We start from the raw sequence: 25,860 nt of genomic DNA, 5'->3' as shown, positions 1-25,860 counted from the left end.
AAGTTGAACTGGTTCTGGCTGGCGAGGGTCGAATACTCCTGCGCCTGCACGACCTGAAGCTGGGCCAGTCGGATGGTCAGGGCCGTAACGCCCAGCGCCGTCAGCCCGCCGACCACGAAAGTACGGCGCAGGAACGAGCCCTGGCGCTCGTTCACATCGGCAAAGAAGATCGAAGGTTCGGTCATCAGAACCCTTCCCTGCCGCGTTTTCCTCCGCCTCCGCAAGGCGCGGAAGCGGAGGGATATTCCTAGTGGACCGGCCGCCCGCCGTGCTTCGAGTATTCGATCCGGGCGATGGTGCGGTTGTGCACCTCGTCCGGGCCGTCGGCGAGGCGCAGGGTGCGCACGCCCGCGTACATCTCGGCCAGGGGGGTGTCGCCCGAGACGCCTGCGCCGCCGAACGCCTGGATGGCGTCGTCGATGATCTGCAGCGCCATGCGCGGGGCCGCGACCTTGATCTGGGCGATCTCGGACTTGGCGTTCTTGGCCCCGGCCTGATCGATCATCCAGGCGGCCTTCAGCACCATCAGGCGGCACATTTCGATATTGGTGCGCGCCTCGCCGACGCGCTGTTCCCACACCGAATGCTCGGCCAGCTGCTTTTTGAAGGCCGTGCGGTTCAGCAGACGCTCGCACATCAGCTCCAGCGCCTTTTCGGCCGCGCCGATCACACGCATGCAGTGGTGGATACGGCCCGGCCCGAGACGGCCCTGGGCGATCTCGAAGCCCCTGCCCTCGCCGGCGATCAGGTTTTCGACCGGCACCCGGACGTTGTCGAGCACGACCTCGGCATGGCCGATGGGGCGCTCGTCATAGCCGAACACGGTCAGCATCCGCTCGATGCGGAAGCCGGGGGTATTGGTCGGCACCAGGATCTGGGACTGCTGCTGGTGGGTCGCGGCGCCCGTGTCGGTCTTGCCCATCACGATGGCGATGGCGACGTTCGGGTGACCCATGTTGGTCGACCACCATTTGCGGCCGTTGATCACATACTCATCGCCGTCGCGGACGATCGAGGTCTGGATGTTGGTCGCGTCCGAGGAGGCCACGGCCGGCTCGGTCATCAGGAAGGCGGAGCGGATCTCGCCGGCCATCAGGGGCTTCAGCCAGCGATCCTGCTGAACCGCGTTCCCGTACATATGGAGCACCTCCATATTGCCGGTGTCCGGGGCGTTGCAGTTGAACACCTCGGGCGTCCACAGGCCAGCGCGGCCCATGGCCTCGGCCAGGGGGGCATATTCCAGGTTGGTCAGGCCCGCACCGTGATCCCCCGGAAGGAACATGTTCCAAAGGCCCGCCTCACGCGCCTCGGCCTTCAAGGCCTCCATGGTCGGTGACTGGACGGTGTGGTCGCTATGAACGTCGGCCCAGTAGTCGGCGGCGCGCGGCGCCACCGTGTCGTCGAGGAACCGCGTGACCCGCTCCTGCCAATGCAGGGCCCGGTCCGAGTGCTTGAAATCCATGGATGTCGTCCTTCCCGATATGCGAACGGCGCGATCCGCAGGACCGCGCCGTTCCGGCGTATAGCTTTTGTTAGCCGACCACTAGCGCTTCAGCAGAGGGGCCAGCTTCTGGGCGATCATCATGTCGCCGGCGATCTTCAGCTTGCCCTGCATGAAGGCCATCATCGGGTCCAGCTTGCCGTCCGACAGGGCCATGAAGTCGTCCCAGGTCATGGAGACGGTGGCGTCGGCGGGCTTGTCCTCGTTGGTGACGGTGTTCGGAACCGAGGCGCCGTCGATGAAGATCATGCCCACGTCGCCCAGGTCGATCTTCACGGTCTTGCCCAAACCGGAGTTGTCGCCGACGGCGCCGCGGATGTGTTCGGTCACTTGAGCCAGATCGGCCATGGAGGGTCTCCCTGAGAAGGTGGAGCGGAAGCCCTATCCCTCCATAGGCCGCCTCACAAGATCACGTCGGGGAAACTGCGGCCCCCGGCTGGACGATCAGGATCACAACAATCCGAAACGGCGGATTGCGCCCCGGCGCGGGCTCCGCTATCGAGCCTGCCTGCCGGAGACGTGGCCGAGTGGCTGAAGGCAACGGTTTGCTAAATCGTCATACCCTGTAAGGGGTATCGAGGGTTCGAATCCCTCCGTCTCCGCCAGACCTTCCTTCGCCATCAACCGCAAAAGCCCGCTCAGGGCCCGTCACCACGCGGTTTGAACGCTCGGCCGCCTTCGCACATCACCGCTTGCTACCGTCGCCAACCGGCCTAAAGTGTGGGGGAACTCGTGGGGGGAAGTCCCGCGTGTGGGGGAATGACCCCTAGGTGTGGGAGAACACAGCATGGGCAGGCTCACCGCCAACGAGGTGAAGGCGAGTCTTTCGAAGCCCGGCACCTATCAGGACGGCGACGGACTGTTTCTGAAAGTGGACCGGCGCGGCGGCGCAAGCTGGACCCTTCGCGTTCAACACGCCGGCAAGCGGCGCGATATAGGGCTGGGCAGCGCGGGTATGGTTACCCTGGCCAATGCCCGGGCCAAGGCGGCGGAGGCCCGGCGCGCTGTCCGCGAGGAAGGCCGCGATATCGTGGCGGAACGACGCGAGGCCAAGGCGGCGGGCGTCACCTTCCGCGAAGCCGCGCTGGCTCTGCACGACGCGAACAAACACCAGTGGGCCGAAGGCAAGCACGGTGCGCAATGGCTGGCGACGCTGGAAACCTATGCCTTCCCGACCTTGGGGGCCAAGGCGGCGGGCGTCATAACCGCGAGCGACATCATTGCGGCCATTGCCCCGGTGTGGACGGCCCGACCGGAAACCGGGCGGCGGGTTCGCCAGCGGATATGCGCCACCCTCGACTATGCCCATGCGCGGGGCTGGCGGGCGACGGAAGCCCCGGCCCGGTCTCTGGCAGCCGGTCGGGGCCTGCCCCGTCAACCGGCGGGTGGCCACCATGCCGCCATGCCCTATGCGAGCGTCCCGGCCTATCTGACAAAGTTGCGCGCGAGCGGCGGAGTGTGGGGGCGGCTGGCGCTTGAGTTCGTCATCCTGACGGCGGCGCGGTCGGGCGAGGTTCGCGGTGCGCGGTGGTCTGAAATGGATCTGGACGTTGGCCTCTGGTCGGTTCCGGCGGAGCGCATGAAAGCCCGGCGCGAACATACCGTGCCCTTGTCACCGCAAGCCTTGGCTGTCCTGCACAGTGCAGCGGCGGTGCGGCTGGCGGGGACCGATCTGGTGTTTCCCGGCGCGGGCGGCGCTCTCATGTCGGACATGACAATGCGCAAGGTTCTGACTCGCGCCAAGGAACCGTTCACGGTCCATGGCTTCCTGTCCAGCTTCCGGGATTGGGTCGCTGAAAAGACAGCCTTCCCGCGCGAGGTGGCAGAGGCGGCGCTGGCGCATACCAATCCCAATGAGGTTGAAGCCGCCTATCAGCGCGGGTCGATGGTCGAGAAGCGCCGGCGGCTGATGGATGCATGGGGAGCGTATTGCGCCAACGGCAGCGGCGCGAAAGTGGTCCGCTTTCCGGCGAGGGCGGCGAGCCTATGAGCGGTGCAGAGGGGGGCTATTATCCGCTGAAAGACGCCGTGGAACAGCTGGCCTTTGAAGGCCATCCTGACCCATCCGGCGAAATGCTCCGGCGGCTATGCGCGGGAGAGTGGACTGCCTTTGGCCATTGGAGTTGGGTGGTATGGGCAGGAGACACCTTCCAACAGCACCGATACGGCGTGATTCCTGTTGAACGTTGGGAGGGCCTCAATGACGCTCTGGCCCGTGGTGTCAGTATCGAGGGAGGTGGGAAGCTTCTTCCGAACTTTAGCGATGAGTCCCGCTTCCCGAAGGGGTCGCCATGGGAGGAAATGGCCTCATGGGAGTGGCGAGACGGCCAATTTCGGATGGCCTTGCTACTCGGGCCGAATAACGAAGAGTGGTTTGTAGCCGACGAAATCGATGTCCGCGAACAGCGCTTGCTTTCGGGGCCTGAAGACGCAGCAACTCCTCCCCTAGAAGGCCCGACCGGATTAACAACCAACAGGGGCGGCCGGCCTCCGGCAACGGACTGGGAAGCAGCAGTTCTGGCAATAGCGGGCCGCTATTATCGCGGAGATTTCAAGCCAGGCAGCGTTGCCGATATCATCCGGGCGCTTCAGGATTGGGCTGTCGCTTCGGGGTTAGAACTGCCCGATACTACTGCCCGCCCTCATGCGCGGCGAATATTCGAGGCGTTCCAAGCTTGGGAAGCGGACTGACGACAACCTCTCCAGGCTAGGTTTTCGTCAGTTCTCGCTGGTTTCGAGACGACGACCACGGCCGTTCGCCAACACCCTTTGTGCGTCGCCCGGCACCTCCGCCAGGCGCTTCACACAAAGGCGAACACCCATGACGACCGACTATCTCCAACCACGGCTGGTCAGCATCCAGCAAGCCCGGACGCTTCTGGGCATCGGGCTCACGAAAACCTATGACCTGATTGCCGAAGGCCTGCTGGAAACCGTCACCATCGGTTCAAGGCGGCTGGTCACGCTGCGCAGCATCGACGCGCTGATTGACGGCGCGGCCATGGATCGGGCGGCCTGACATGACCCGCCTCAAACTCAGGCTGGCGAGCGCCAGTGCGGCGGGCCTGCCAACCCGCCTTCAGACACGCGGCGAGGCCATCGCGGCCAAATGCCGGGAGTGTCTTTATGACGCCCAGTCCGTGGGCACGTGGCGGCAACAGGTCTCGGCCTGCCCCGCGACGGAGTGTGCGCTCTGGCCTGTCCGGCCGCTTGCCGGGGGCGTTCCGGCATGGATTACGGCGCGGGAGGTCTCCCGGCTTCCCAATGACTGGCGAACCCTGACACACGGCGAAGCGGTGGCAATGGTGGCGGGCAGGGTCGAGCCTAGCCGTCGTGGATGCGACGTGGGGGCCATCCGTGACGCATCGGCAGGGTCTGCGGTCCCTGCATACCCGGAAGCCGGCTGACGCTCACGGATCGGCTCTACAGCGCATCGGCCCGGCGGTGGTGTCTCCCTCGCCGGGCCTTTGTGTTTTCGGGCCGTCCGCGTCGCGTCGCGCGTTCCATGGCCGATCGTCTGAAAGCGCCCTCGCCAAGCCCCGCCAGCCTCCGTGAGCGGCCGCCGATGAAACTTGCGAGGAAACCACCGCCAGCGGTCCGGATGAATGGAAATCAAAGCATTGAAGACGCGGCGGAAACCACCGCACCGGCCCTGGCCCCGGAAGCCAGGCCCCCTCTCTATAGAGGTTGCACCCCATGCGCCGCTGTCAGGAGCGGGCGGGGCGCGGCTGGTCCCCAAAGCCAAGCGAACCGCCCGCCTGCCCCGGTCTCAACGCCTCGCGCCGCCTTCATCCCGATTCCAGGCCGGGGCGGTGCGCGAAACCGGCGGGACCGGCAAACGTCGGCCCTGTCACTTGCGGCGGCGGCGGGCGTGATGGATGCGGCGGCCTTTGCGCTATCCATCGGCCTCGGCTTCAATCGGTTCCTCACGATCCATTGGGCAGCTGCCGGGGTTCCGGATGACCTCGCAGCGACGGCACGATGGTTGAAGCTCGCTGGCGACTGGATACGCGCGCACGGTGGTCAGGTGGCCTTAGCCTGGATACGCGAGACCGGCCCCGGCAAGGGCGCGCACGTCCATATCCTGTTGCACCTCCCGCCCGATCTGGCGGACGCGTTCAATCGTCGCCAGCGCGGATGGATGAAGGCGTGCGGCGCGGCATGGAAAGCCGGTGTCCGGTTCTCGCGGCCCATCGGTCGGAACCTGAACCACTATGCCAGGGGCGAGATTGACGGCCGGGCCTATGACGCCAATCTGGCGGAGGTGCTGGACTACGTTTTGAAGGGCGGAGACGACGCGGCCCGGGAACGGCTGGGCATTGACCGACAAGAGCCCGGCGGCGTCATCGTCGGCAAACGGTGCGGCGTCTCACAGAACATCGGCCCGGAAGCCCGGCGGAGGGGTTTCGTCAGCGATACGCGCGGGCGCGCGACGAAGACCCCGCCCTCGGCCAAGGTCCGCTATCGGGCCTGATGCCAATGTCGTGGTCCGACCCATAGCGGTCATTCAGGTTTTCCGAGCCCAAGTTGCGAGTAGTCTCGACCTGCAGCATCGGCACCCAAGCAGAGAAGATGTGGCCAGCGTCAGCTGGCCACATCTCAGAGTCCCCTAGAAGCTCCAGCGGGCTCCGATCCGCACGGATCCGCCCTTGGCTTCGCCGCTGAAGAGGGCATCACCTCGAACGAACAGGTTCACGCCGTCCTGCTCCAACAGGTTCAGGCCGACGCTGACTTTGCCGTACGTCTCGGGCTCCACGTCCTGAAGACCGAATGAGGTGGAACCGCTGGTAAAGACGGCCGTGTTCTGGCCACGGAGTTCATCAACTGCGAAGACCCCGATGAACGGCTGGATGCGGCTTGAGCCCATAGCGAAGTCGCCGCCGACGCGGACGCCGGCCTCACCTCGCAGGCTCTCGTTGTCTTCGAACTTGAAGACGCCGCCAGGTACGGACAGATCATCCAGATCAGAGTCGGTGTAGGCTAACGCAATGACCGGCTCGACGAAGAACCCGCCCACGCCCATCCGGTACCCAACTTCGGCCTTGGCCCCGACGGTCGTCGCCTGGATTTCATCGCGGAAGAAGGCCGTCGATGACATCACCGTTGCCTCGTACCGGTCGGCTTTGACCAGCCCATTCAAGAAGAAACCGCCAGCGTACAAGCCCGCGTAGGCACCGAGATTGCCGCCCTGGAGGGCGAAGGAGTTTCCGCTTGCAAACTCTTGGTCCGAGTTAATCACGCCGCCTGTCAGGCCAAAGACCATCGTCCCCCAGCCCATGGACCGCTGCACATCACCGCCAAGTTGGAAGCCCTGAAACTCCTGGTCGTAGGAGAGATCAAAGGTCTTCGCGGTCCCGCCAAGGTTAAAGCTTCGCACCTGGTTCTGGCCTTCCGAACCCGCATAACCTTGGGCCCACATCTCGAAACCGTCGGGCCGTTCTTCGCGCTTGGTGAAAGCCACGTCGCGCAGTTCCGTCATTCGGGCGGACCACGCGTCCCCGCTCTGGTTCCAGGCGTTGGTCATCCCAACCCCGTAGCGGCCAGTTTCGAACACTTCCCTGTCCGGGGCCGTGATTACCCGGAAATTGCTGGTCGCGGCATCGAACACAAGATTTAGGCGCGTAAAGCCAAAGTCAGTGACCCCGCCGAGCTGGAAGTTGGACGCGGCAGCGCTGTCGGCGTCCACCAACAGAATGCCGTTGAGGTTCAGCAGAGGCACCGTTCCTGGAGCCGTACGATTGAGCAGCAGGGTCGTGGTGCCGGCTGCCGTGCCTATGACGAGTCGGTCAGCGCTGTTGGTGGCGAATGACACATCAAGCCCTAGCTGGCTGCCCGGCCCGCCGGTGAAGGTTGTACCCGTGAGCGTCAGGATATCGTCCGCCACACCATCCCTCAGGTCGATGAGCCCGGTGTTATTAAAGTTTTCTAGCCCGTTGAACGTGGCCGACGAGAATGCCGTCAGCACTCCGGCATTGATGAACGAGTCGTTGCCAAGCCCGAAATCGCTGGCCCCGACGGCATTGAATAGGCCGCCGGCGTTGTTGGCGAACGTGTCCGCATTGCCCGTCAGATCAATGCGCCCGTTCACTATCCCGGTGTTGGTAATCGAGGCCGAGCCGCCATTGGCGTCAATGGCGAAGCCGCCCGTCGAGATGATGACGCCCGCGTTCGTGATTGTGGAGCCACCTGCGGCGGTGCTGTTGATGGCATTGCCTGTGCCGCTGGTGGTGGTACCGGCCCCAACCGTAACTACTGCCCTGCCTCCGCTGGCCACAGTGATACCAGCGCCGTTGCTAGAAGTGACGTTGCCGCGGGCGATCACCGTAACAGTGCCGGTACCCAGCGTCGTCGCGTTGATGCCTTGAGCGGTTCCGTCCACGTTTTGAGCCAGATCGACCAGAATGTCGCCTGGATTGGAAGCATTTAAGATCCGTGCGTTAACACCAATTCCGGTGGCACCATTTGCACTTAGAGTTCCCGCGCCAGTGCCGATGATTCTGATTTGACCGAGGCTGGTACCGTTTTGCTGCACTTGAACAGCGCCAGGCCCACCGAATATGCTTGCGTTCGAAATATTGACTGCAAGCGTTCTGGCAGTGGATGAGGTGCCGCTTACGAGGACCTGCGAAGCCGATGAACGGTCCGTTAGCGATCCGATATTGGCATTGACGTTAACCGTGACATTGCGGTCCGACGTTCCGTTTGTCAGCGCCAAGATACCGCCGAAAATTGAACCGGGGGCTCCTGCGCTGCTCATCGGGCCATTGCTCGTAATCGTGATGTCGCCTGTACCGGCCGACGCTCGAACCTGAGACCCCCAAGTGCCGGGACCGCCCGTCGATCTAACGACATTCGTGGTGACGTTTATCGGATCAGCGCTCGCTGCACTGGTGCTTACAAACACGCCCGAACCGTTATTGGCGATGAGAGTGCCAACCGCGTTCACATTGATCGCGCCGCCGATAGTGTTGATTACCCGTATTGAGTCCGTCGCGGCCGTGATGGTGGTGCCGAGTGCTTGATTTACGGTTGCTGCACCTCCCGTAGTGGTCGCTGTTATCGCAGAGCCCGTGGTCGAGGTGACGTCTCCATTCGCATTGACCAAGACGCTTGCGCCACTGGTAGCATCCGCAACGACCCCGTTGCCATTAGCGGTCAGCACTCCAGTGTTTACCGTTACGAGATTGCTGGCTGACGGTGCTGACGAGCTTACGACGATTCCGCGTGAGCCTGCGCCGGTGGCAGATGTCGTCCCACCGGTGACGGTGGTCGTGCCGGCGGTATTGGTCACTCGGATCGCATCGCTGGCCGCGCCAATGGTGGTTACCGCGCCGCAAGTAACACTGGTGTTGCCATTGGACGCGACAATGACAGCCGGGCTGTTCGGCCCGATGGTGGAAACATTGCCGCAGGTGACGCCGGCGGTGGTGACACCTGAAATATTGATCCCGTTCGACGCCGCTCCGGTTGTGGTTATTGCGCCGGTGTTGGCAAAGATCAGCGGGCCTGTTCCAGTGATCGCCACCGCTGTGCCCGTGCCAGTTGTGGAAGCTCCAGCGACCGCAGCGTTAATCGCTCCCGCGCCGCCATTGATCTGTAAGGCGTTGGCGCCACTGGCAACCTGCCTTCCGCCCGTGAAGTTGACTGCGCCGGTCGAGTTGATGACAGTCCCGGAAGCCCCGCTTTCCGTCGCGGTAACCGCACCGGTCGCCAATGTAACGGCGTTTGCACCGGCGTTGATCGTCACGCCGTTACCCGTCGTGGCAACATTGCCGATTGTAAGGTTCACCGGGGCGGTCGAAGTGATGACCGCGCCTTGCGAGCCAACGCCCGTCGTGATCACGTTGCCCAGGTTACCAGTGACGCCACTGGCATTGATCAAAGCCCCTGTAGCTCCAGCCCCCGATGTCCGAAGGGTTGCCAAGGCTCCGCGAAGGTTGAGGGTGCCAGTCGACGTCGAACGAAGAGCGGTTCCCACAGTGGTTACGTTACCGTAGCCAGCGTCGATTGCACCGGTCCCGGCATTGAGATCGATGCCCGTTGCGCCCAAACCTGCTCCACTCGCTCCGCCGGTGACGGTCCCGGTGTTAACAGTGATCGTGCCCGCCCCGCTCGTCAGAGCAAAGACGGTCGAGAAATTAGTATTGCTAGATGCGGCGGAAGTCGTCGTGATCGATATGTTGCCGCCTTGCGGAGCGCCGAACGAGCGCACGAAAACCGCGTTGTTGCCAACGTTTGTCACTGCCCCGCAATTTATTGTAAGTGCGCCGGTGCCGGTATTTTGTGCGAAAACAGCCGCACCCCCAGGGCTATTCGAGGTAACCGTTCCACAACCAATGTCCACGCCGCCTGTGGCGTTGAATGCAGTGCCCCCGACTCCAGATCCGCCGGTGCTGTTCACATCGCCTGTACGAACGAAAACGCTACCGGTCGTGCCCGCCAATGATTGACCCACGATCCCGAAACCGTTGGCCACGCTGACATTGCCAGTCGTGATACGAACATTGTTGCCGTTCACGAGAGCGCCCGATGTGCTGCTGGTAATGTTGCCTGCAACGACGGTGGCGTCGGAGGTTGCCCCGGGGCTCACCTGAATGGCGCGATCCGTGGTCGTAACATTGCCCGCCACGATGTTGACCGAACCCGTTTGGGTCACTTGAATGCCGCGACTCGTAACGCCTGTGGTCGTTACATCACCGGTGCGCAGCGTTAGGTCAGCGCCGCCGTTGGAGAGCACCCCGAAAGAAGACGCGCCCGTCGTCGAGATGTTGCCCATCGTTACCGTCGCGGCTTGGCCGGTAGAGTTGAGCGTCACCCCGTTCGCCCCGACACCGCCAGTGGTGCGAATATTCACGGGGGCGGCGTTTGTAGCCGGACCAAAAGTCAGTGCACCTCCGGTCGAGGTCAGGTTAACGGCACCCACATTGGTCGTCGAGATCGGACCACTGGCATTGTAGACGATGGTCGAAGCGGTCGTCCCGTTCGTAGTCCTCAACCCTGGCCCAGTTATCACTGTGGTACCTGGACTTGCGGTGCCTGTTAAAACGGTCGCGACGCCATCGACACACGTGATGTTGGGACCAGTCTGCGAGCAGGTTGTTGATTGTGCGGAAGCAACTCCAGGCGCTAACCATATCAAGATTGCAGTAGAAGCGCTGCTGAGCAGTGCAATCCGATTGGCTGATTTCGCCATTTTTGGAGCATCCCCGTGAAAACATTGTGCCAAAACTTTGGCTCGCTAGCCCATAGCGCACAGCCACCGCGTCAGTTCCGGGGCAAAGTGTCTCAGCCCCGATATCATTTACTAGAGGTCCAACGGACGGCGGAGCTCCTGCGCTAACCACGGTGGCTATGCAACTGACGGACCGAGCGGGTCCGCCCCAAGGCATGCGGCAGAGTTCCGCTTTCCACCGTAGCGGTCATTCGCGCCGTCGGCTATTTGGATGGGATGGCATCGGGCAACGCAGTATTGAGACGGGTCGATAGTGCCGACGGCAAACGCTACGTCGAGCTACGAGCGCACGGTGATCTGTTCGTCTTTGAAGAGTTCGCCGAGGCCACAGATGGCGATTACACATTCATCGCGCCTAGCCACTGCTCAGGGCTATACGCCACCTCGTCGGAGGCCGAGCGGGACATGATGGCTGAGTTGCCGTGGCTGCGGGAAGGCAAGGTCCGCTAACCACCCTTCTGAGACGTCCATGACGTCCGCTTTCGGGTAGCGGGGCCGCTATCCGCTATCCGCTATCCGCTATCCGACCCGAGGCGTGGACCTTTGAAAAACAATCAAATTAGCCAATAGAGTTCGGATAATCTGGGAGGCCTCTCATGGGCGGCAGTTCATCCGGCCGATACCGGACACGAAACCGGGGAGCCGTAGAGGCCACCTGTCGGATCGACCTTCGCTTCCTCCGAAAGCAGGGCGCACTAAAGGAAGGCCGCCGGACCACGGGAACCCTCAGCTGGAACCGTGGCGGCACGCCGTCGGGAAGCTTGGTCTATTCGGTGGACATGGACACGGAGGACCGGCGGCTGATCCTGTCCTACAGCACTGGCGGCGAGGCCAGGACGGTCACCGTCCAGCTTGAGGCGGTGCCCATGCGGTTCGGCGGCTTCCGCTATTACGCCCTGTGTCCCCGGACGCTGCGCCGGTGTCAGGTGCTCCCGGTGGTCGGGGGCGTGGTCGCCTGTCGGCAGGCGCACCGGCTGACATATGCATCCCAGTCGATGGACCAGGTTGATCGCACTCGAAGGCGGATGGACCGTTGCGAGAAACGGCTTCACGAGAAACCCCGCCGTGGCCAGAACCGGGAACGACTAACCGACGCCCTGATCAATGCGACGGACAGGTTTGAGAGAGTGGCGAACGCCCACATGACGCGACGCTGGGGCCATCTATTTTAGATCGAAGTAGATCGGAGTTTCAGGCGGTTTCCGCGCGCGACGCGCACGCGCGCGAGCTGATCAACCCTTGGGCCTATCTGAGACTGGGAGGGGACGGGATCACGCTCAAAACGAGGGACACGCGCAAGAAACGTGGGGGAAAATGTGGGGGGAATTTTCCGCCCCTGCTATTATCTTAATATTTTCAGTTATTTAATTGACCGATATCGCTCCCTCCGTCCCGCCATTATTTTTCAATGACTTAGCTCTCCTTAAACCCCACCAGATACCTCGCGGAAAGAGCGTGGATATTAGGCGTGGATCTGGTTTCAGTCGCTGTTGAGAGCACCGATTCGTGCGGGCTGTTCCCTGTTTTGGGCGAGAGTCTCTGGTCGCTTCAGCGATCCGGTCGGGTTTCCCTGCTTACAGGGAAACAACAGGGACTATTGGGATCGCCCCGGGGCTAGCGTCGTGCGGCAGATGCGCAGAATATCATTTGGTGTCTGACACTTAGGCCGCATGTACTCACCCATCCCCGCTTCCTGAGCAGGGAAAAATCCGCCACCGAACAGGGAAATAGTTACGCCTGAACAGGGATATAGTTGGACGGAACAGGCACACACCGCCCCCCCCCTCCAGGGTCGGGGCCCCCACATCTTCGGCTGGCGCGGAACGGATTTTCCTAGGTGCCGATGGCCTGGATTGCGGCAACCTGATCCGCCCAGCAGAGGGGAAGTTCGAGGTTCTTGAGGGCTTCCATCGTGAGCATTGGAGGTTGGCGACCGTGCAGGATCTCGCGTTGCACCTGGGGAGCCAGAAAGGCCAGTCGGGCGAGCTTGCGTTCGAACGACGTCGATGGCCCGTTATCAGAGGAGACTGTCAGGGCCTGGCCTTCGGCGAGGACCTGATCGTGAGCGCGGCGCAAACCTTCCACCAGGGTGAGGTTCGGGCGGGCGCTGTCCGGGACATAGGCCTGACCAACCAGCCATGTCCGACCACCCCGGAACGCGAGGCGGTGGGGGATGTGCAGACGCCAGGTGTCCTTATGCAGGTAGCGGAGAGTTTCGTTTGGGTGGAGCCGGGCCGAGACCTGGTCGAACAGGTCCTGGCGGTCCGCCGCCCGCGCGCCTAGCCCCTTGCCGGCGAGGTTCAGATTGATGGCGTCCGTACCGACGTCGATCCGGCTTATGAGGCCAACGGGATCGCCGGAGGTCTCGAACAGGCGCCGAAGAAGGGTCTCGACCCAGAGCTCCATCGGCCCGGCGGGCAGGCGGTAGATCCCGTCCGGGTCCCTGCCCTGCCCGCCTTTCTGCAGGGTGGAAGATACGTAGTAGCGGAAGGTTTTTCCTGCCTTTCCTCGACTGGCCGTCGGGGACATCACCACACCGTCGCAGTCATGGATGAGCCCCGTCAGCGGGGCCTTCGCCTTCAAGGCCTCGGGCCGTGCGCCCCGCCGACGCACCGCTGCATCCATCTGCGCCTGCACCCTGTCCCACAGATCCTGGTCGATGATGGCGGGATGCAGGCCGGGGTGATTGATCCCCTTGTGAGGGATCTGGCCGATAAAGATCGGATTGCGCAGCAGGTGGTAAAGAGCGCCCGACGCAAAGGGCATCCCTCCCATGGCGCGACCCTTGGCGGTGACCCAAACCTTGGACCTCAGGGACTGTTCGGCCAGCTGCTTGACCAATCCGTTGACGGTTCCCTGTGTCAGGTATGAGCGAAAGATGTGGCGGACCAGGTCCGCCTCTTGCGCGATGATCTTCAGGGTCCGGCCGTCAGGCGCGTAACCCAGCGGCGGCAGTCCTCCCATCCACATTCCCCTGGCCTTGGATTGGGCCAGCTTGTCCCTGATCCGTTCGCCTGTGACCTCTCGCTCGAACTGGGCGAAGGAGAGAAGGACGTTGAGGGTCAGACGTCCTATCGACGAGGTCGTGTTAAACGACTGGGTGACTGAGACGAAGGACACCTTCTTCTGATCGAACACCTCAACGATACGCGCGAAGTCATGAAGGGATCGGGTCAGGCGATCGACCTTGTAGACCACCACGACGTCCACACGACCCTCGCCGACGTCCGCCAGGAGGGTCTTGAGCCCCGGCCGCTCCATGGTTCCGCCTGAGATGCCGCCATCGTCATACGCCGTCTTCAGACACACCCAGCCCTCGCCTGCCTGAGATTTGATATAGGCCTCGCAGGCCTCTCTCTGGGCGTGGAGGGAGTTGAAGTCCTGATCCAGTCCCTCGTCGGAGGACTTGCGGGTGTAGATGGCGCAACGGAGCCTGGACCGGGGCTCGCTCGCGCTGGACCTACCCATCGGTGCGCACCCCTTGAGCGTCCTTCGAGTTGAGACCGAAGAACCGGGGACCGTTCCAGCGCACCCCGGTGATGGCCCGGGCGACGGCGGACAGGGAGGTGTAGGCCTGGCCCTCCCAGACACAGCCGGTGGACGTCATAGTGACGGTCCGGGCGACCCCCTTCCATTCCCGTGTCAGCGTCGTTCCCGCAGACACCGAGACCGGGGGCCGCAGGGCCTTGCCGGTCGACCTCAGCCTTCGGCGGGTGTCTGCATCCAGCCCCCCGAAGGCGTCGGCCTGGATCTTCCAGGCCAGCATATGACCGAGCAACCTGACCGACCTCAGTCCGGGAGGCTTGCCATAACGGCGCCGCCATTCCAGCCGCAGGCCCTCCAGGCCCATCGTCTCAAGGGCCCGGACCTGATTGTTGATCATCTCAGCCTGCTCAGGCGTCATCAGCGCCTCCCGCAACCTTCAAGCCGTCGCCGGTCGCCGGGGCGCCCTGCCCCGCAGGCAGACGATAGGTCCGGACGCCCTCAGCGGCCTCGGTCGTGATGATGAGGCGATGCTTCTTCCTGAGCGCTCCCGAGAGGGCGCCACGCACAGAGTGCGCTTGCCAGCCTGTGGCTTTCCCCATGGCCGCCAGGGTCGCACCCTCCGTCCGCTGCATCAGGCCAACGAGAATGGCGAGCTTGCCGGTCGGCGCCTTGCCGGGCTCGCGTAAGGGTTCAGCGACAAACCCCAGCGCCCGGGAGGCGCGAGGCTTGCGGACCTTCGGTGTCTTCGATTGCGGCTCAGCCGAGCAAGGCGCTGCGTCGGCGGACTTGCGGCGGTAGGCCCGTTTGGGCGCTGAAACTGGTTCGACGGTCATGGTCTGCTCCTTGGCGAAAGGGCGCGTCTGCGCCTCCCACCGCGCAGAGCCGGAAGAGCACGAAGCTCTCCGGCGACACGCCTCGGCGCTGGAGCCGGGGAAGTGATCGACACGTCGCTCTGCTGCGTCCAACAGTCCAGTCCTGTCTGCAGGTTACGACCGGCCAACCATTACCGTAGTCAAAAGCTCGCTTGTGGACCGAAGAACCCTTTTATAGTATGGCAAGATCGCGCCGCTTACTGACTCTTCAAGGGTGACTTGGGCGCACTATTGAACAAGAGGCAGAGTTCGACTATATAGTCACTCTCAATGGCCCGTCGGATGACGCGCCCGTCCCTGGGAGGGATCTTCCATGACTACAGCGCAACCGCTCGTGATCGCCCACCGCGCGCCCGGTGAGCTAATCCCTTATAGCCTGAACGCCCGGACCCACTCCAAGGCCCAGGTGGCGCAGATCGCCGCCAGCATCACCGCCTTCGGCTTCACCAACCCGGTGCTGGTCGATGAGGCCGGCAGCATCATCGCCGGCCACGGCAGGCTTCTGGCCGCCCGGTCGCTCGGCCTGGCCACTGTGCCGACCATCGTCCTGACCGGATTGACCGAGGCCCAGACACGCAGCCTTCGACTGGCCGACAACAAGATCGCCCTCAATGCCGGTTGGGACGTGGAGGTGCTGCAAGTCGAGCTGGAGGCGCTGAGCCAACTCGACTTCGATCTTGAGCTGACCGGTTTCAGCACTGGAGAGATCGACGTCCTGACCTCCAGCCGGCGCGATGTTGATGACGAGGTCGTGCCCGCAACGCACGCCAGGCCAGTGACCCGGCCAGGCGATGTGTGGATCCTGGGCGATCACCGCATCGCCTGCGGCGACTGCCGCGATCCGGAAGTGATGTCCGCGGTGATGGCCGGATGCTTCGCCGACGTCGCCTTTCTGGATCCACCTTACAATGTAGTTATCGACGGCAACGCCGTCGGCAAGGGTCGCCATGCAGAGTTCGCCATGGCGTCCGGGGAGATGACCCCGGCCGAGTTCACCGCATTTCTGACCCAGGCGCTCGGAGCCTGCGCCTCGGCCTCGCGCGAGGGCGCGGTGCACTTCGTCTGCATGGATCACCGCCATGTGGGCGAGCTCGCTGCAGCCGGTGAGAGCGCCTACGGGGCGCGGCTCAACATCTGCGTCTGGAACAAGTCCAACGCCGGCATGGGCAGTCTCTACCGCTCCAGGCACGAACTGGTGTTCGTCTACCGGGTCGGCGGCGCGCCGCACTACAACGCCGTCGAGCTCGGTCGCCACGGTCGCAACCGCACCAATGTCTGGGACTACGCCTCGGCCAACAGTCTGCGCGGATCCCGACGCGAGGACCTGGCCCTGCATCCCACCGTCAAGCCGGTGGCCATGGTCGCCGACGCCCTGTGCGACGTCTCGCACAAGGGCGAAAGGGTGCTGGACGCCTTTCTGGGCTCAGGCACCACCCTGCTGGCGGCGGAGCGCACCGGGCGACGCTGCCATGCGGTGGAGTATGAGCCTGGCTATGTCGATGTCGCCATCGAGCGCTGGAGCGCCATGACCGGGCGTTCCGCCGTCCTTGAGGCAACCGGCGCGTCATTCGACCGGGTGCGGGCCAGCCTTGAGGTCACGACAGCGGCGGCAGATGCCGAGGCGACGGATCATGAGGCGGCCGATGTCTGAGGCCGGCGATGACGATCGGGTCGGCTATGGTCGACCACCCAGGGCAACCCGCTTCGCACCGGGCGTCTCGGGCAACCCGTCCGGGCGGCCACGCGGAACCGCGGCGATCCGCTCAACCCTCGATAAGGTGCTGGCCCGCAAGGTCAGCCTGCGCATCGACGGCAAGCGTCGCCGGGTTCAGGCCACCGAGGCCGTATTGCTGCAGTTGTCCAACAAGGCCATGGGCGGCGACCCTCAATCCATCCGCGACTATCTGCGCATCGCCATGAGCCATGGCCATGACCACGAAGAGGCCGAGGCCTTCGATCAGGACCGGCTGTCACCGTTCGTCGATGCCCAAGCCATAGTCATAGGGCTCATGGCCATCGGTCTGGTGGTGCGCTCCGACAGCGGCCGGTGGAAGCTCGATCCTGCGGTGATAGCCGGCGTCGGCGAGAACAACATGGACGAGGCCGCCATCATTTTGCGACGGCACTTCGTCATTGGCGCCCCGGACGCTGTGGGATGACCCCGGCCCTGCCTAAAGGGTTCGGTCAGGCCTTGGACGAGCTTGCCCGCAAACGCAGGATTGCCACAGCTCGAGCGATCGACGCCGAGGCCCGTGACCGGTGCCGAACTCTCTACGGCTTCATCCGCGAGGCCTGGCCGGTCCTGGAACCATCGACCCCCTTCGTCGGAGGCTGGGTGCTACAAGCGCTGTGCGAGCATCTCGAAGCCGTCAGCGACGGGCGGATCCTGCGTCTGCTCGTGACCATCCCTCCCGGGATGATGAAGTCCCTGGCGGTCTCGGTGTTCTGGCCGGCGTGGGAGTGGGGTCCGCTCGGCCGTCCTGATCTTCGCTACCTGACCACCTCGTTCAGCGAGGCCAACGTCACCCGTGACGCCGTCAAGATGCGGCGGCTCGTGACCGGCGACTGGTACCCTCGCCTCTGGGGTGATCGCGTCATCCTCGTCGGCGATCAGAACGCCAAGCTCCGCTACGAGAACACCCGCTCGGGCGTGCGCGAGGGCCGCAGCTTCGGCTCCACGACCGGCGCACGGGCCGACCGGGTCATCGTCGACGATCCGCACTCGGTCGATACCGCCGAGAGCGACGCTGCCCGGGACGCCGCCGTGGTCACCTTCCGCGAGGCCATCGTCGATCGTCTCAACAATCCCGCAGCCTCCGCCATCGTCGTGATCATGCAGCGTCTGCACGAGCGTGACGTCGCAGGTGCAATCCTGTCTGGCGACATGGGCTACGAGCACCTCAACCTGCCCATGGAGTTCGAGGCGGACCGCAGGTGCTCAACGAGCATCGGCTTTAGCGATCCGCGCACCGAAGACGGAGAGCTGTTGTTCCCTGAGCGCTTCCCGATCCGCACCGTCGAAGCCCTCAAGCGTGACAAGGGCGCCTATGCCTGGGCTTCGCAGTATCAGCAGCGGCCGGCCCCGCGCGATGGCGGGCTGTTCAAGCCGGAGTGGTTCGAATACGCCACGCACATTCCAGAGGGTTGCAGCTTCGTGCGCGCCTGGGATCTGGCCGCCACGGTCCCCACGGCGGGTCGCAACCCCGACTGGACTGTAGGTCTGAAAATGGCCCGGTGCCGCCAGGGGATCTTCTACATCCAGCATGTGGCGCGCATGCGCGGCACGCCCATGGAGGTTCAGCGTCTGATCCTGGACATGGCGGCGGCAGATGGCAGAGCCTGTCGTATCGAGCTACCGCAAGATCCCGGGCAGGCGGGCAAAGCTCAGGCCGACGCCCTGACCCGCGCCCTTGCCGGCTACAGGGTCAAAACCACCCCGGTCACCGGCTCAAAGCTGACCCGCGCCCAACCCGCGGCGGTCCAGGCCCAGGCGGGCAACGTAAAGCTGGTGGTCGCGGCCTGGAACACTGCCTTCCTCGACGAACTGTCCCGGTTCCCCTCTGGCGCACACGACGACCAGATCGACACATTCGCCGACGCCCTCAATACGCTTGCGGGGGAGTACAGAAACAATCTGGCGGCGTGGGCCTGAGAGTCTCAGATGCGCCGATCTGTTTGAACAACCAGTCGACGGCAAAGGGCATGACGGTGCCAGTTCGCTGACTGGCACCACCCTAGCGAGGCCCCGGCCGTGTCCGTGCCTTGGCATGATTGGTGGCAGATTGGGTACCTTCAGTGAGTTCGACGCTGTAAGATCCTACTGTCTCTTTGTTGAGGCTGTTGGCCCTAACGAACCACGTCTGGCCATCGCCTGTGAAGGCTACCGCTGCGTCCGTACCTCCACCCCCGTCGTCGTCCGACTGAACGGCGGCGCCGGAACACTGGCCCGAACCGACGCTAAGGTAGGCGTCGAAGTCTGCTGATCGCATGAGCACGCGATACCCTGATCCAGGCGAGGTCTGCACCGCGTAGCAATCATAGTAGCTGTCGTCGCTCAGCCTAGCATCCGAAGACGTCAGGTCTCCCGTGATGGGCTGTCCCAAGGCAAGGCTCGTCGAACCGGTGCCCTCACCCAGTTCCACCGTGTAGGAGCCGCGCATATCTGCCACGAGGCTGTTAGCCCTGACAAACCACGTTTGCCCGTCGCCGGTGAAGTTGACAGCGGAATCGGTGCTTCCCGCGCCGTCGTCGTCGGACAAGGTGGGCGTACCCGCGCAGTCGCCAGTCCCCACGCTCAGATAGGTGTCGAAATCTACGGACCGCAGGACCGCGCGATACGCCGCTCCTTGGACTGTCTGAACCGCGTAACAGTCGAAGAAGCTATTGTCGCCGAGCCTTGTGTCAGAGCGGCTCAGATCGCCACGGATCGCCTGGCCGACGGTGATGAATCCGCCGCTGCTCTCCGCGGTGGGAGCCGGAGACGAGTCCATGATCCGGCCGGACGGCTCGCCGGGCGCGTTCGGCGACGAAGACTGCCGCGATTGGGGGTTCGGCGCGGGCGATACGCCGTCGTTGGCGACTGGCCCGGTCCCTTGCGTCGGCGGGCGACCCAGCTCATCGCCGCCGGTGCGCACTTGCTGCATCACCGCCAGGCCGTCCTCGTCGCCGGCTTCGGCGGCCAGGTTCCACCAATAGATGGCGTCGGCATCCGACTGCGGCACGCCCAGTCCCTCGTTATAGATGTGGCCGAGAGTGACCCGCGCGCCGTTGTCGCCGGCATAGGCGGCTCGGCGAATGAAGGCGGCACCTCCCGCCTCGTCCTTGGCGACCTCGTTGCCCTGCACCAGCAGAAGGCCGTAGTTGGCCATGCTGGTTCGATCTCCCGCCTCGGCGGCCTGGCGAAGCAGCCGCACGCCCTCGGCGTGAGTGCCGCCGCGATCCGTCAGGTACATTCCGGCCAGAAGGCCGGTGGAGCCCATCTCGCCCTGGTCGGAGGCGGCCTTCAGATAATCGACAGCCTTGGCGTCGTCGCGCTCAACGCCGGCACCCATGGCGTAAAATGTGCCGAGCATGGCCTGGGCCTGAACCTCGCCCGCCGCCGCAGCCGGGATCAGATACCGCGCCGCCTGCTCCTGGTCTTCAACTGCGAGCGAAAGGCCGTACTGGGCCTGGCCAAACGAGTTTCCCGCATCCGCCGCCTGTCTTAGCCAGCGCTGGCCTTCGCCTGGGTTCGCCGGGCCACCGATGCCCTCAGTCAGGAAGTATCCGTAGTTAGCCTGGCTGGGCGCATGTCCCGCGCTGGCGGCCTGCTGGAAATAGCCCCGAGCTCGGACGTCGTCGCGCGGCGCGTCGTTGAAGCCGGTGTAGTAGATGCGGCCCAGATTGTACTGCGCGCCAACGTCGCCGCCCGCCGCTTCCTGCTCTAGCCGCGCCAGCATCTGTTGCGGCGTTTCCTGGGTGCGGATGACGATTGTATAGCTGTCGACGACGCTCTGGGGCCCGTTGTTGGTATAGCCACCCGAGGCACCCAAACCGCTCGATCCGCCCGATGATCCGCTTGAGGACGGTGAGGACAAAGTCGCTCCGCTAGCGCTCGACCGGGCCGCATCGGCAGTGGCTTGTTGCTGAGCAAGGCTCCGGTCGGCGTTGATCTGATCGTTGCGGGCAGCTTCAGCCCGCATGCTGTCCATCTGACGTTGTCGATTGGCTTCGTCGGTTTGCGGGTCGGCCGAGGCGGCTGACCCAAGAGCGAGAAAAGCCAAGACAGACGCAACAATCAGAAACTTTTTCATCACGCCATCCAACAGGGTTGGACCAACATTGATTTGGAATCGTCGGCTTGTCACGCTTGGACAAATGACGAGCTCTGACGACAGGAAGACACCCCTAGGCACCCCTCAGAGGATCGGCTTGCGGGCGATGGATCGATGTCCGCTTTCCGCCTGACATGGCATGACGGATCTCGACCCGAAGCGGACCTTCACTCAAGCAAAACGCCCGGCCTTTCAACCGGGCGCTCCGCACCTAACTCAGCAAAGCGTTAGGGGCAGCAAGGCATCGAAGCACCGTGGCAGCAGGCCGCCAGAGCATCGCAGCAAGTGGCGACGGCCTGGATCACGGTCTCGGGAGACGCCGCAAAAGCGGCGGTTCCGGAAGCGAGCAGGATTAGACCTGCCACGGCAAAAACGTTCTTCATTTGATTACTCCAGATAATGATGAGTGATTTGAGCTCGTTGACCGCGCCAGACTATCGGGGGGGTGGGTCATCGCCTTCAACGATCACAGACTTCAATATCGGGTAGCTGCTCGGATAGGACACAAGCTCAAAGACGTTCACCTTACCCAATGCCAAGGGGGCAACGAGCAGGGCGTGGCAGATGACCACGCAGTCTGGCGAGCAGGGCGGGGAGCTCTTCTTCGAAGTCATATCCGCACAGCTCTCAGCGGATGAAACCTTCATCGTCGACGCAGGCCCTGCGACGCTGACCGATGAAACCGTCAACATGGCGAGAACCGCGAACGCGGCTCCTATCAGCGGGGCGATGTGACTGCAGATCGGCTTCATCTCAGATCGATCAATGACTGGTTTCACTTACGACGCCAACAGGCCCGAAGTTACCTCCGCCGCGACAATGCCGGGCGCGCTACCGCGCCGGGCGTCTGCGACCCACCCTTAACTACGGTTCGAAGTGTCCGCTTTCGGGCCTGATGCCAATGTCGTGGTCCGACCCTTAGCGGACATTTCCAGCGTCCGCCTTTTCGCACCGAAGGGTTCAGTCAATTTACTTTCGGAAATACGTGGCCGTCAGCGAAGCTCTCGGGTGCCCGCCACATCCGGAACGGACTCGCGCCATCCGCTAGTTGCCCAACCCAGGGATTTTTCGATCAGGAGGCCAATATCTACGGGCTTCTCGATCCAGTCGTTAATGCCGGCGGCGACATAGGTCTCGAGCTGGGCGACGAGTGTATTTGCCGTAACGGCGACGATGGGCACCCTGCTTCGGAAGTCCCGGAGGGCCCGGATAGCGCGACTAGCCGCCACACCGTCCATAACCGGCATCTGGATATCCATCAGGATCAGATCCCAGTCGCCGGTCCTTACTGCTTCCAGTCCCTGCTGGCCGTCATTCTCGGTTTCGCAGTCAAAGCCCTGGCTCCGAAGAACCGTGACGATCAGGCGCCGGTTTGCCTCGCTGTCGTCTACATAGAGGACTCTGGGAACGCGGTCCGGGACGGGCAGATTGACGACAGCGGGCGACGCCTCGCTTGTTGCAGCGAGCTCTGCGCCTTCCGAAACGCGGATCATTTCGTTGACTACGCTCAGAAGGCGATGGCCGCCTTGTTGGATCCGGTCGGCCTGTTCGGACTGCTCCGGGTTAAGTTCCGATCTGGAGAGCAGCTCGGAAAATCCCAGAACCGCATTCAGCGGCGTCCTAAGCTCATGCGACATTTCAGTGAGGAAGGCCTGACGCGCCTCGGCCTCTGCGGCCTTGTGCTCGGCGGCGGCTTGGGCGGCTTGGGCCTCAACGGTTTCTGTGACGTCACGCTCATTAAGCAGGACGGTCGTCTTGCCGGTGACCGGATCCAAACCGGGGCGCGCGTCAAGATGGTGCCAACGTCGACCCTTGAGCGTGTCCACCTCACTTAGAAGGGTAGTGGCTTCGCCGGCGAGCGCGCGCGCCACCAGCGCCTGTCCGTTCTCGATGGCGGCAAAACGTGACTCGAACGGCAGGTCACCACGGCCGTATGCGGCGAAGGCCGCCGGATTGGCGAACAGGGGAAGACCGTCATCACCGAACAGACTGATCAGAGATGAAGTGTGACGCAGCGCCTCAAGCGCGCGTCGTTCTTCAGGCTCCGCGTCAACCGGCGACGCCTCGAACAGCAGGACCGGCGTACTGTCAGCCAAGTGGTAGGTCGAGATTGTGGCCTGAACCGTGACGGGGAGACCGTTAGGGTAGAAGGTCCACCGCTCACTGACTTCGCTACCATCCGCCGTGGCTTTGGTTAGGCGATCCGTGCGCGCCTTCACAGTTTGCGAGATGGCGGCGAAGTCGCGAGCGAGCAGTTCCTGGAGGGACTCGGCACCCCAGAGAGCGAGCGCGGCCGGATTGGCATAGACGCCGCGTAGGGCGACAGCGTCGAATATCCAAATGGGACGGCGCAGTTGGTCCCATGCGGCGCAGGTCTGTCGGGAAAGATTGTCGGACGGTTCCACCGGTTCAATGATGCGCTGCTTCAGCTTAAGGGCAGGCTAACCGATTGGAGTGTTCGTCCGCTTTCAGCCGGTGCGGTTGGTCTTTGGAGCGGTGTTGAACAGCGGACACTCCGCACCGGCGCTGCGAGTCAGGATCGGCTGTTAGTCCGCCCTGCCTGCTTTGGGCCCAAGCCCCATTCCACGAAACGGCACGGTGCGTGCGAATGCGTCGCGGTGTGGATCGGCGTCGAGATCGGACCCCATCGAAAGGCGGCCTAGGTGGTCGAATTCGCAATATAAAGGTACTTTAGCGTGCATGATGACTGGCGTGCGTCGGGACCCCGTTTCGCCCCGAGATATTAAGCTTATTCAATATGTTATTTCATATCCGGTGGGGTCCCGCCTTGAACGCCGATCAACAGTTCTGGCAGTGGCTTGCATGACATCGGCACCGTCCGGGCCCCCCCGTCGGATAGCTTTCTGCATTCACGTCAGTTGGTTACCTGCATAGCGATGGGGTTTCGCTTTGGACGCCGATCCACAGGTTAGGGGCTAGCGTCGCCGGAGCGGCGCAGCGACAGGCATTGATCAATTCACGGTAGCTGGCCACGCATACGGCTGATAGGAGAACAACCGGGTCAGGCCAACTGTCTGCGTCGCTGGGCGTACCAGCGCGCCGATAGGCGGAAGCCGTTTCGGCGACTAGAGTACAGGTAGCGGATCGTGACCACACCGCCCGATTTTTACTTCACCAGGTTCGAGCATCGGCGGCCTCCACAGCCGCTCGAACATTCCCTGGTGATCGAGAGCCTGTATCAATTTTTCGCAGTCGTCAGCCTCACGGTGGGTGCCTGGTACATCAGCTGGCGATGGCTGGATTCCCTGAACTATGACGCCCTGTGGTTCTCGTTGCCGATGGTGATTGGGGAAACCTGCGCCTATTTCGGCCTGATCCTGTTTACCTACAACATCTGGGCGGTGAAGGATTATCCCCAACTGCCGCCCCCGGCGACCATTGGCGACTGTACGCCGGACGACCCGCGCCCTCAACGTCCGCTCGCCGTCGATATCTTCATTGCCACCTACAATGAAGACGAGGAACTGGTGCGGTTGAGCATAAAAGACGCCCGAGCCGCCGCCTATCCGCATGATATCGAATTAAAGGTGTTTGTGCTCGACGATGGCCGCCGCGCCCGCATGGCCGCCGTCGCGCGCGAAGAAGGCGTCGGCTACATCACACGCGGCGATAACGTTGGCTACAAGGCGGGCAATATCCGGAACGCCATGGAGCAGACGTCGGGCGATTTTATCGTCATCTGCGACGCCGACACCCGGCTGTTTCCCCAGGCGCTGACAAACACCATGGGCTATTTTCGCGATCCTGACGTCGCCTTCGTCCAGACACCGCAGTGGTTCTTCGACCTTCCGGAAGGAACCCCGCTGCCCGACAGTCTGCGGAAGCGTTTTGGGGCACCAGGGGCATGGGTCGGCCGTCTGGCGCAGAGGGTGTTTGGCGAGATCCGCATCGGGGAAGACCCCTTCGTGAATGATCCAGCGGCGTTTTACGATATCATCCAGCGGCGGCGTAACCGGGTCAACGCGGCCTTCTGTTGCGGGGCCGCATCGCTTCATCGGCGCGAGGCGGTCATGGCCGTGGCGCTTCGGGCCTACTCGGAAGCCGTATCGCAGACCTCGCGGACAAGGCACCGGCTACTGGAGTGGCTGCCCTTCGGTCGGTCGTCCAAACGACAAACGAGTCTGTCACTCTGGAAGGCCGCCCAGGATCTGGAGCTGACGCCCTATAAGTTCCATGTTTCGGAAGACATCTACACATCCATCGAACTGCACCAGGACCAAGTCCGTCGGTGGAAGTCCGTTCTCCATCCAGGCATCGAATCCAAGATGTTGTCGCCTCAGGATCTGCTGACGTGGACCATCCAACGCTTCAAATACGCGGGTGGCAGCCTGGATATCTTCTTCCACGACAATCCGATCACAGGCAAAGGCATGTCGTTGGGCCAGCGGCTTATGTATCTCTCGACCTTCTGGTCCTATTTCGGCGGGCTCTGGAACTGTCTGTTCGTCTTCGCCCCGGTCATCTATTTCACCACCGGGATCGCGCCGATTGCCGGATACACGGGTGACTATTTTGCCCACGCCATACCCTTTCTCGTTCTCAACGAGGTCGCCACTATATTCGGGTTTTGGGGACTGGCGGGATATCGGAGCAAGATCACCTATCTCGCCTCCTTTCACCTTTCTCTGCAGGCGCTCTGGTCCGTGGCCAGAGGACAGAAGATCAAGTTTCACGTCACGCCCAAGGAACGGCAGGATGGCAATTTTCTGCATCTCGTCGTGCCTCAGGTCGTTGTCGTCATGGCGACGATTCTCTCATTCGCCTTTGCTTTGTTCCAGCTATCGCGGGGCGCGGACGGCTACAGCGTGGGAGGGATCATCGCGAATGGCTTGTGGGGGCTGACCAACATCCTGGCCATGTCTCTGCTCATTCGGGCGGCGTTCTGGCGACCGCCGGCGTCGGAGGAGAACCCAGCATGAGTTTCACCGCAAACCT

General features: G+C 63.1%; 20 protein-coding genes and 1 tRNA gene. 12 read left to right on the top strand and 9 right to left on the bottom strand.

Annotated elements, in window-relative coordinates; all coding sequences use genetic code 11:
* From ACP7AZ_RS16355 to ACP7AZ_RS16345, 3 genes are all read right to left on the bottom strand, one after another.
* Positions 1-185: hypothetical protein (locus tag ACP7AZ_RS16355; RefSeq protein ID WP_426039681.1), on the bottom strand; the 185-nt coding region annotated here is incomplete at its 3' end.
* A gap of 62 nt (positions 186-247) precedes the next feature.
* Positions 248-1,462 (bottom strand): acyl-CoA dehydrogenase family protein, encoded by a 1,215-nt coding sequence (locus ACP7AZ_RS16350; protein WP_426039680.1) that lies wholly within the window; start codon positions 1,460-1,462, stop codon positions 248-250.
* Between the two features lie 81 nt (positions 1,463-1,543).
* A complete protein-coding gene (locus ACP7AZ_RS16345; RefSeq protein WP_426039679.1) occupies positions 1,544-1,849 on the bottom strand; it encodes an SCP2 sterol-binding domain-containing protein in 306 nt (101 codons plus the stop codon).
* A gap of 165 nt (positions 1,850-2,014) precedes the next feature.
* Between ACP7AZ_RS16345 and ACP7AZ_RS16340 the strand changes: the two genes are divergently transcribed.
* From ACP7AZ_RS16340 to ACP7AZ_RS16320, 5 genes are all read left to right on the top strand, one after another.
* Positions 2,015-2,106: transfer RNA gene (locus tag ACP7AZ_RS16340), tRNA-Ser, on the top strand.
* 182 nt (positions 2,107-2,288) lie between these two features.
* Positions 2,289-3,491: a tyrosine-type recombinase/integrase gene (locus tag ACP7AZ_RS16335; RefSeq protein WP_426039678.1), complete on the top strand. Its 1,203-nt coding sequence runs from the start codon at positions 2,289-2,291 to the stop codon at positions 3,489-3,491.
* On the top strand, positions 3,488-4,192 hold the full coding sequence (locus ACP7AZ_RS16330) for a hypothetical protein (protein ID WP_426039677.1): 705 nt from the start codon (positions 3,488-3,490) through the stop codon (positions 4,190-4,192). Before ACP7AZ_RS16335 ends, ACP7AZ_RS16330 begins: the two co-directional genes overlap by 4 nt.
* A 130-nt stretch (positions 4,193-4,322) precedes the next feature.
* On the top strand, positions 4,323-4,520 hold the full coding sequence (locus ACP7AZ_RS16325; RefSeq protein WP_426039676.1) for a helix-turn-helix domain-containing protein: 198 nt from the start codon (positions 4,323-4,325) through the stop codon (positions 4,518-4,520).
* Between the two features lie 855 nt (positions 4,521-5,375).
* Positions 5,376-5,975, top strand: coding sequence for a hypothetical protein (locus ACP7AZ_RS16320; protein WP_426039675.1), 600 nt, complete (start codon positions 5,376-5,378; stop codon positions 5,973-5,975).
* Between the two features lie 135 nt (positions 5,976-6,110).
* Here ACP7AZ_RS16320 and ACP7AZ_RS16315 read toward each other — a convergent pair whose 3' ends face one another.
* The gene (locus ACP7AZ_RS16315) at positions 6,111-10,277 is read right to left on the bottom strand and encodes a hypothetical protein (protein ID WP_426039674.1); all 4,167 of its coding nucleotides are present in this window, start codon (positions 10,275-10,277) and stop codon (positions 6,111-6,113) included.
* A 672-nt stretch (positions 10,278-10,949) separates the two neighbouring features.
* Here ACP7AZ_RS16315 and ACP7AZ_RS16310 point away from each other — a divergent pair.
* Together ACP7AZ_RS16310 and ACP7AZ_RS16305 are read left to right on the top strand one after the other, a co-directional pair.
* Positions 10,950-11,183, top strand: coding sequence for a hypothetical protein (locus tag ACP7AZ_RS16310; protein ID WP_426039672.1), 234 nt, complete (start codon positions 10,950-10,952; stop codon positions 11,181-11,183).
* A 323-nt stretch (positions 11,184-11,506) separates the two neighbouring features.
* Positions 11,507-11,905, top strand: coding sequence for a hypothetical protein (locus ACP7AZ_RS16305; RefSeq protein ID WP_426039671.1), 399 nt, complete (start codon positions 11,507-11,509; stop codon positions 11,903-11,905).
* A gap of 661 nt (positions 11,906-12,566) precedes the next feature.
* Here the strand turns inward: ACP7AZ_RS16305 and ACP7AZ_RS16300 are convergent.
* From ACP7AZ_RS16300 to ACP7AZ_RS16290, 3 genes are read right to left on the bottom strand one after another with little or no spacing between them, the layout of a single operon-like run.
* Complete coding sequence (locus tag ACP7AZ_RS16300) at positions 12,567-14,201, bottom strand: recombinase family protein (protein ID WP_426039670.1); 1,635 nt, start codon at positions 14,199-14,201, stop codon at positions 12,567-12,569.
* Positions 14,194-14,637 carry a DUF2924 domain-containing protein gene (locus ACP7AZ_RS16295; protein WP_426039669.1) on the bottom strand — a complete coding sequence of 148 codons (444 nt, stop codon included), beginning with the start codon at positions 14,635-14,637 and terminating at the stop codon, positions 14,194-14,196. The genes ACP7AZ_RS16300 and ACP7AZ_RS16295 overlap by 8 nt, the downstream gene beginning before the upstream one ends.
* Positions 14,627-15,052, bottom strand: coding sequence for a DUF3489 domain-containing protein (locus tag ACP7AZ_RS16290; RefSeq protein WP_426039668.1), 426 nt, complete (start codon positions 15,050-15,052; stop codon positions 14,627-14,629). The genes ACP7AZ_RS16295 and ACP7AZ_RS16290 overlap by 11 nt, the downstream gene beginning before the upstream one ends.
* A 352-nt stretch (positions 15,053-15,404) precedes the next feature.
* Between ACP7AZ_RS16290 and ACP7AZ_RS16285 the strand changes: the two genes are divergently transcribed.
* The 3 genes from ACP7AZ_RS16285 to terL are packed head-to-tail and all read left to right on the top strand — an operon-like array spanning position 15,405 to position 18,743.
* The gene (locus tag ACP7AZ_RS16285) at positions 15,405-16,742 is read left to right on the top strand and encodes a site-specific DNA-methyltransferase (RefSeq protein ID WP_426039667.1); all 1,338 of its coding nucleotides are present in this window, start codon (positions 15,405-15,407) and stop codon (positions 16,740-16,742) included.
* Positions 16,735-17,250, top strand: a complete 516-nt coding sequence (locus ACP7AZ_RS16280) for a DUF5681 domain-containing protein (protein ID WP_426039666.1) — start codon at positions 16,735-16,737, stop codon at positions 17,248-17,250. Before ACP7AZ_RS16285 ends, ACP7AZ_RS16280 begins: the two co-directional genes overlap by 8 nt.
* The gene (gene terL, locus ACP7AZ_RS16275) at positions 17,247-18,743 is read left to right on the top strand and encodes a phage terminase large subunit (RefSeq protein WP_426039665.1); all 1,497 of its coding nucleotides are present in this window, start codon (positions 17,247-17,249) and stop codon (positions 18,741-18,743) included. Before ACP7AZ_RS16280 ends, terL begins: the two co-directional genes overlap by 4 nt.
* A gap of 82 nt (positions 18,744-18,825) precedes the next feature.
* Here the strand turns inward: terL and ACP7AZ_RS16270 are convergent, their stop codons facing one another.
* A complete protein-coding gene (locus tag ACP7AZ_RS16270) occupies positions 18,826-20,883 on the bottom strand; it encodes a tetratricopeptide repeat protein (protein ID WP_426039664.1) in 2,058 nt (685 codons plus the stop codon).
* Between the two features lie 585 nt (positions 20,884-21,468).
* Here ACP7AZ_RS16270 and ACP7AZ_RS16265 point away from each other — a divergent pair.
* Positions 21,469-21,639: a hypothetical protein gene (locus ACP7AZ_RS16265; RefSeq protein WP_426039663.1), complete on the top strand. Its 171-nt coding sequence runs from the start codon at positions 21,469-21,471 to the stop codon at positions 21,637-21,639.
* A 257-nt stretch (positions 21,640-21,896) separates the two neighbouring features.
* On the opposite strand, the gene ACP7AZ_RS16260 is transcribed toward ACP7AZ_RS16265, so the two are convergent.
* Entirely contained in the window at positions 21,897-23,309 is a 1,413-nt protein-coding gene (locus ACP7AZ_RS16260) for a response regulator (protein ID WP_426039662.1), read from the bottom strand.
* Positions 23,310-24,011: 702 nt separating this feature from the next.
* On the opposite strand from ACP7AZ_RS16260, the gene ACP7AZ_RS16255 reads away from it, so the two are divergent.
* Complete coding sequence (locus ACP7AZ_RS16255) at positions 24,012-25,844, top strand: glycosyltransferase (RefSeq protein ID WP_426039661.1); 1,833 nt, start codon at positions 24,012-24,014, stop codon at positions 25,842-25,844.
* Positions 25,845-25,860: the final 16 nt, after the last annotated feature.

This window comes from Brevundimonas sp. DC300-4 (assembly GCF_049897365.1).
In the GTDB taxonomy this organism is placed as follows: domain Bacteria; phylum Pseudomonadota; class Alphaproteobacteria; order Caulobacterales; family Caulobacteraceae; genus Brevundimonas.
Note: the sequence above shows the minus strand (reverse complement) of the source record. Positions and strands in the feature narration are given on the sequence as shown.

Coding starts and splice junctions, on each gene's coding strand:
- ACP7AZ_RS16290 (WP_426039668.1), bottom strand. CDS start 15,052: ATGACCGTCGAACCAGTTTCAGCGCCCAAACGGGCCTACCGCCGCAAG.
- ACP7AZ_RS16310 (WP_426039672.1), top strand. CDS start 10,950: ATGGCATCGGGCAACGCAGTATTGAGACGGGTCGATAGTGCCGACGGC.
- ACP7AZ_RS16335 (WP_426039678.1), top strand. CDS start 2,289: ATGGGCAGGCTCACCGCCAACGAGGTGAAGGCGAGTCTTTCGAAGCCC.
- ACP7AZ_RS16265 (WP_426039663.1), top strand. CDS start 21,469: ATGACCACGCAGTCTGGCGAGCAGGGCGGGGAGCTCTTCTTCGAAGTC.
- ACP7AZ_RS16325 (WP_426039676.1), top strand. CDS start 4,323: ATGACGACCGACTATCTCCAACCACGGCTGGTCAGCATCCAGCAAGCC.
- ACP7AZ_RS16295 (WP_426039669.1), bottom strand. CDS start 14,637: ATGACGCCTGAGCAGGCTGAGATGATCAACAATCAGGTCCGGGCCCTT.
- ACP7AZ_RS16285 (WP_426039667.1), top strand. CDS start 15,405: ATGACTACAGCGCAACCGCTCGTGATCGCCCACCGCGCGCCCGGTGAG.
- ACP7AZ_RS16320 (WP_426039675.1), top strand. CDS start 5,376: ATGGATGCGGCGGCCTTTGCGCTATCCATCGGCCTCGGCTTCAATCGG.
- terL (WP_426039665.1), top strand. CDS start 17,247: ATGACCCCGGCCCTGCCTAAAGGGTTCGGTCAGGCCTTGGACGAGCTT.
- ACP7AZ_RS16300 (WP_426039670.1), bottom strand. CDS start 14,201: ATGGGTAGGTCCAGCGCGAGCGAGCCCCGGTCCAGGCTCCGTTGCGCC.
- ACP7AZ_RS16350 (WP_426039680.1), bottom strand. CDS start 1,462: ATGGATTTCAAGCACTCGGACCGGGCCCTGCATTGGCAGGAGCGGGTC.
- ACP7AZ_RS16330 (WP_426039677.1), top strand. CDS start 3,488: ATGAGCGGTGCAGAGGGGGGCTATTATCCGCTGAAAGACGCCGTGGAA.
- ACP7AZ_RS16345 (WP_426039679.1), bottom strand. CDS start 1,849: ATGGCCGATCTGGCTCAAGTGACCGAACACATCCGCGGCGCCGTCGGC.
- ACP7AZ_RS16270 (WP_426039664.1), bottom strand. CDS start 20,883: ATGAAAAAGTTTCTGATTGTTGCGTCTGTCTTGGCTTTTCTCGCTCTT.
- ACP7AZ_RS16280 (WP_426039666.1), top strand. CDS start 16,735: ATGTCTGAGGCCGGCGATGACGATCGGGTCGGCTATGGTCGACCACCC.
- ACP7AZ_RS16315 (WP_426039674.1), bottom strand. CDS start 10,277: ATGGGCAACATCTCGACGACGGGCGCGTCTTCTTTCGGGGTGCTCTCC.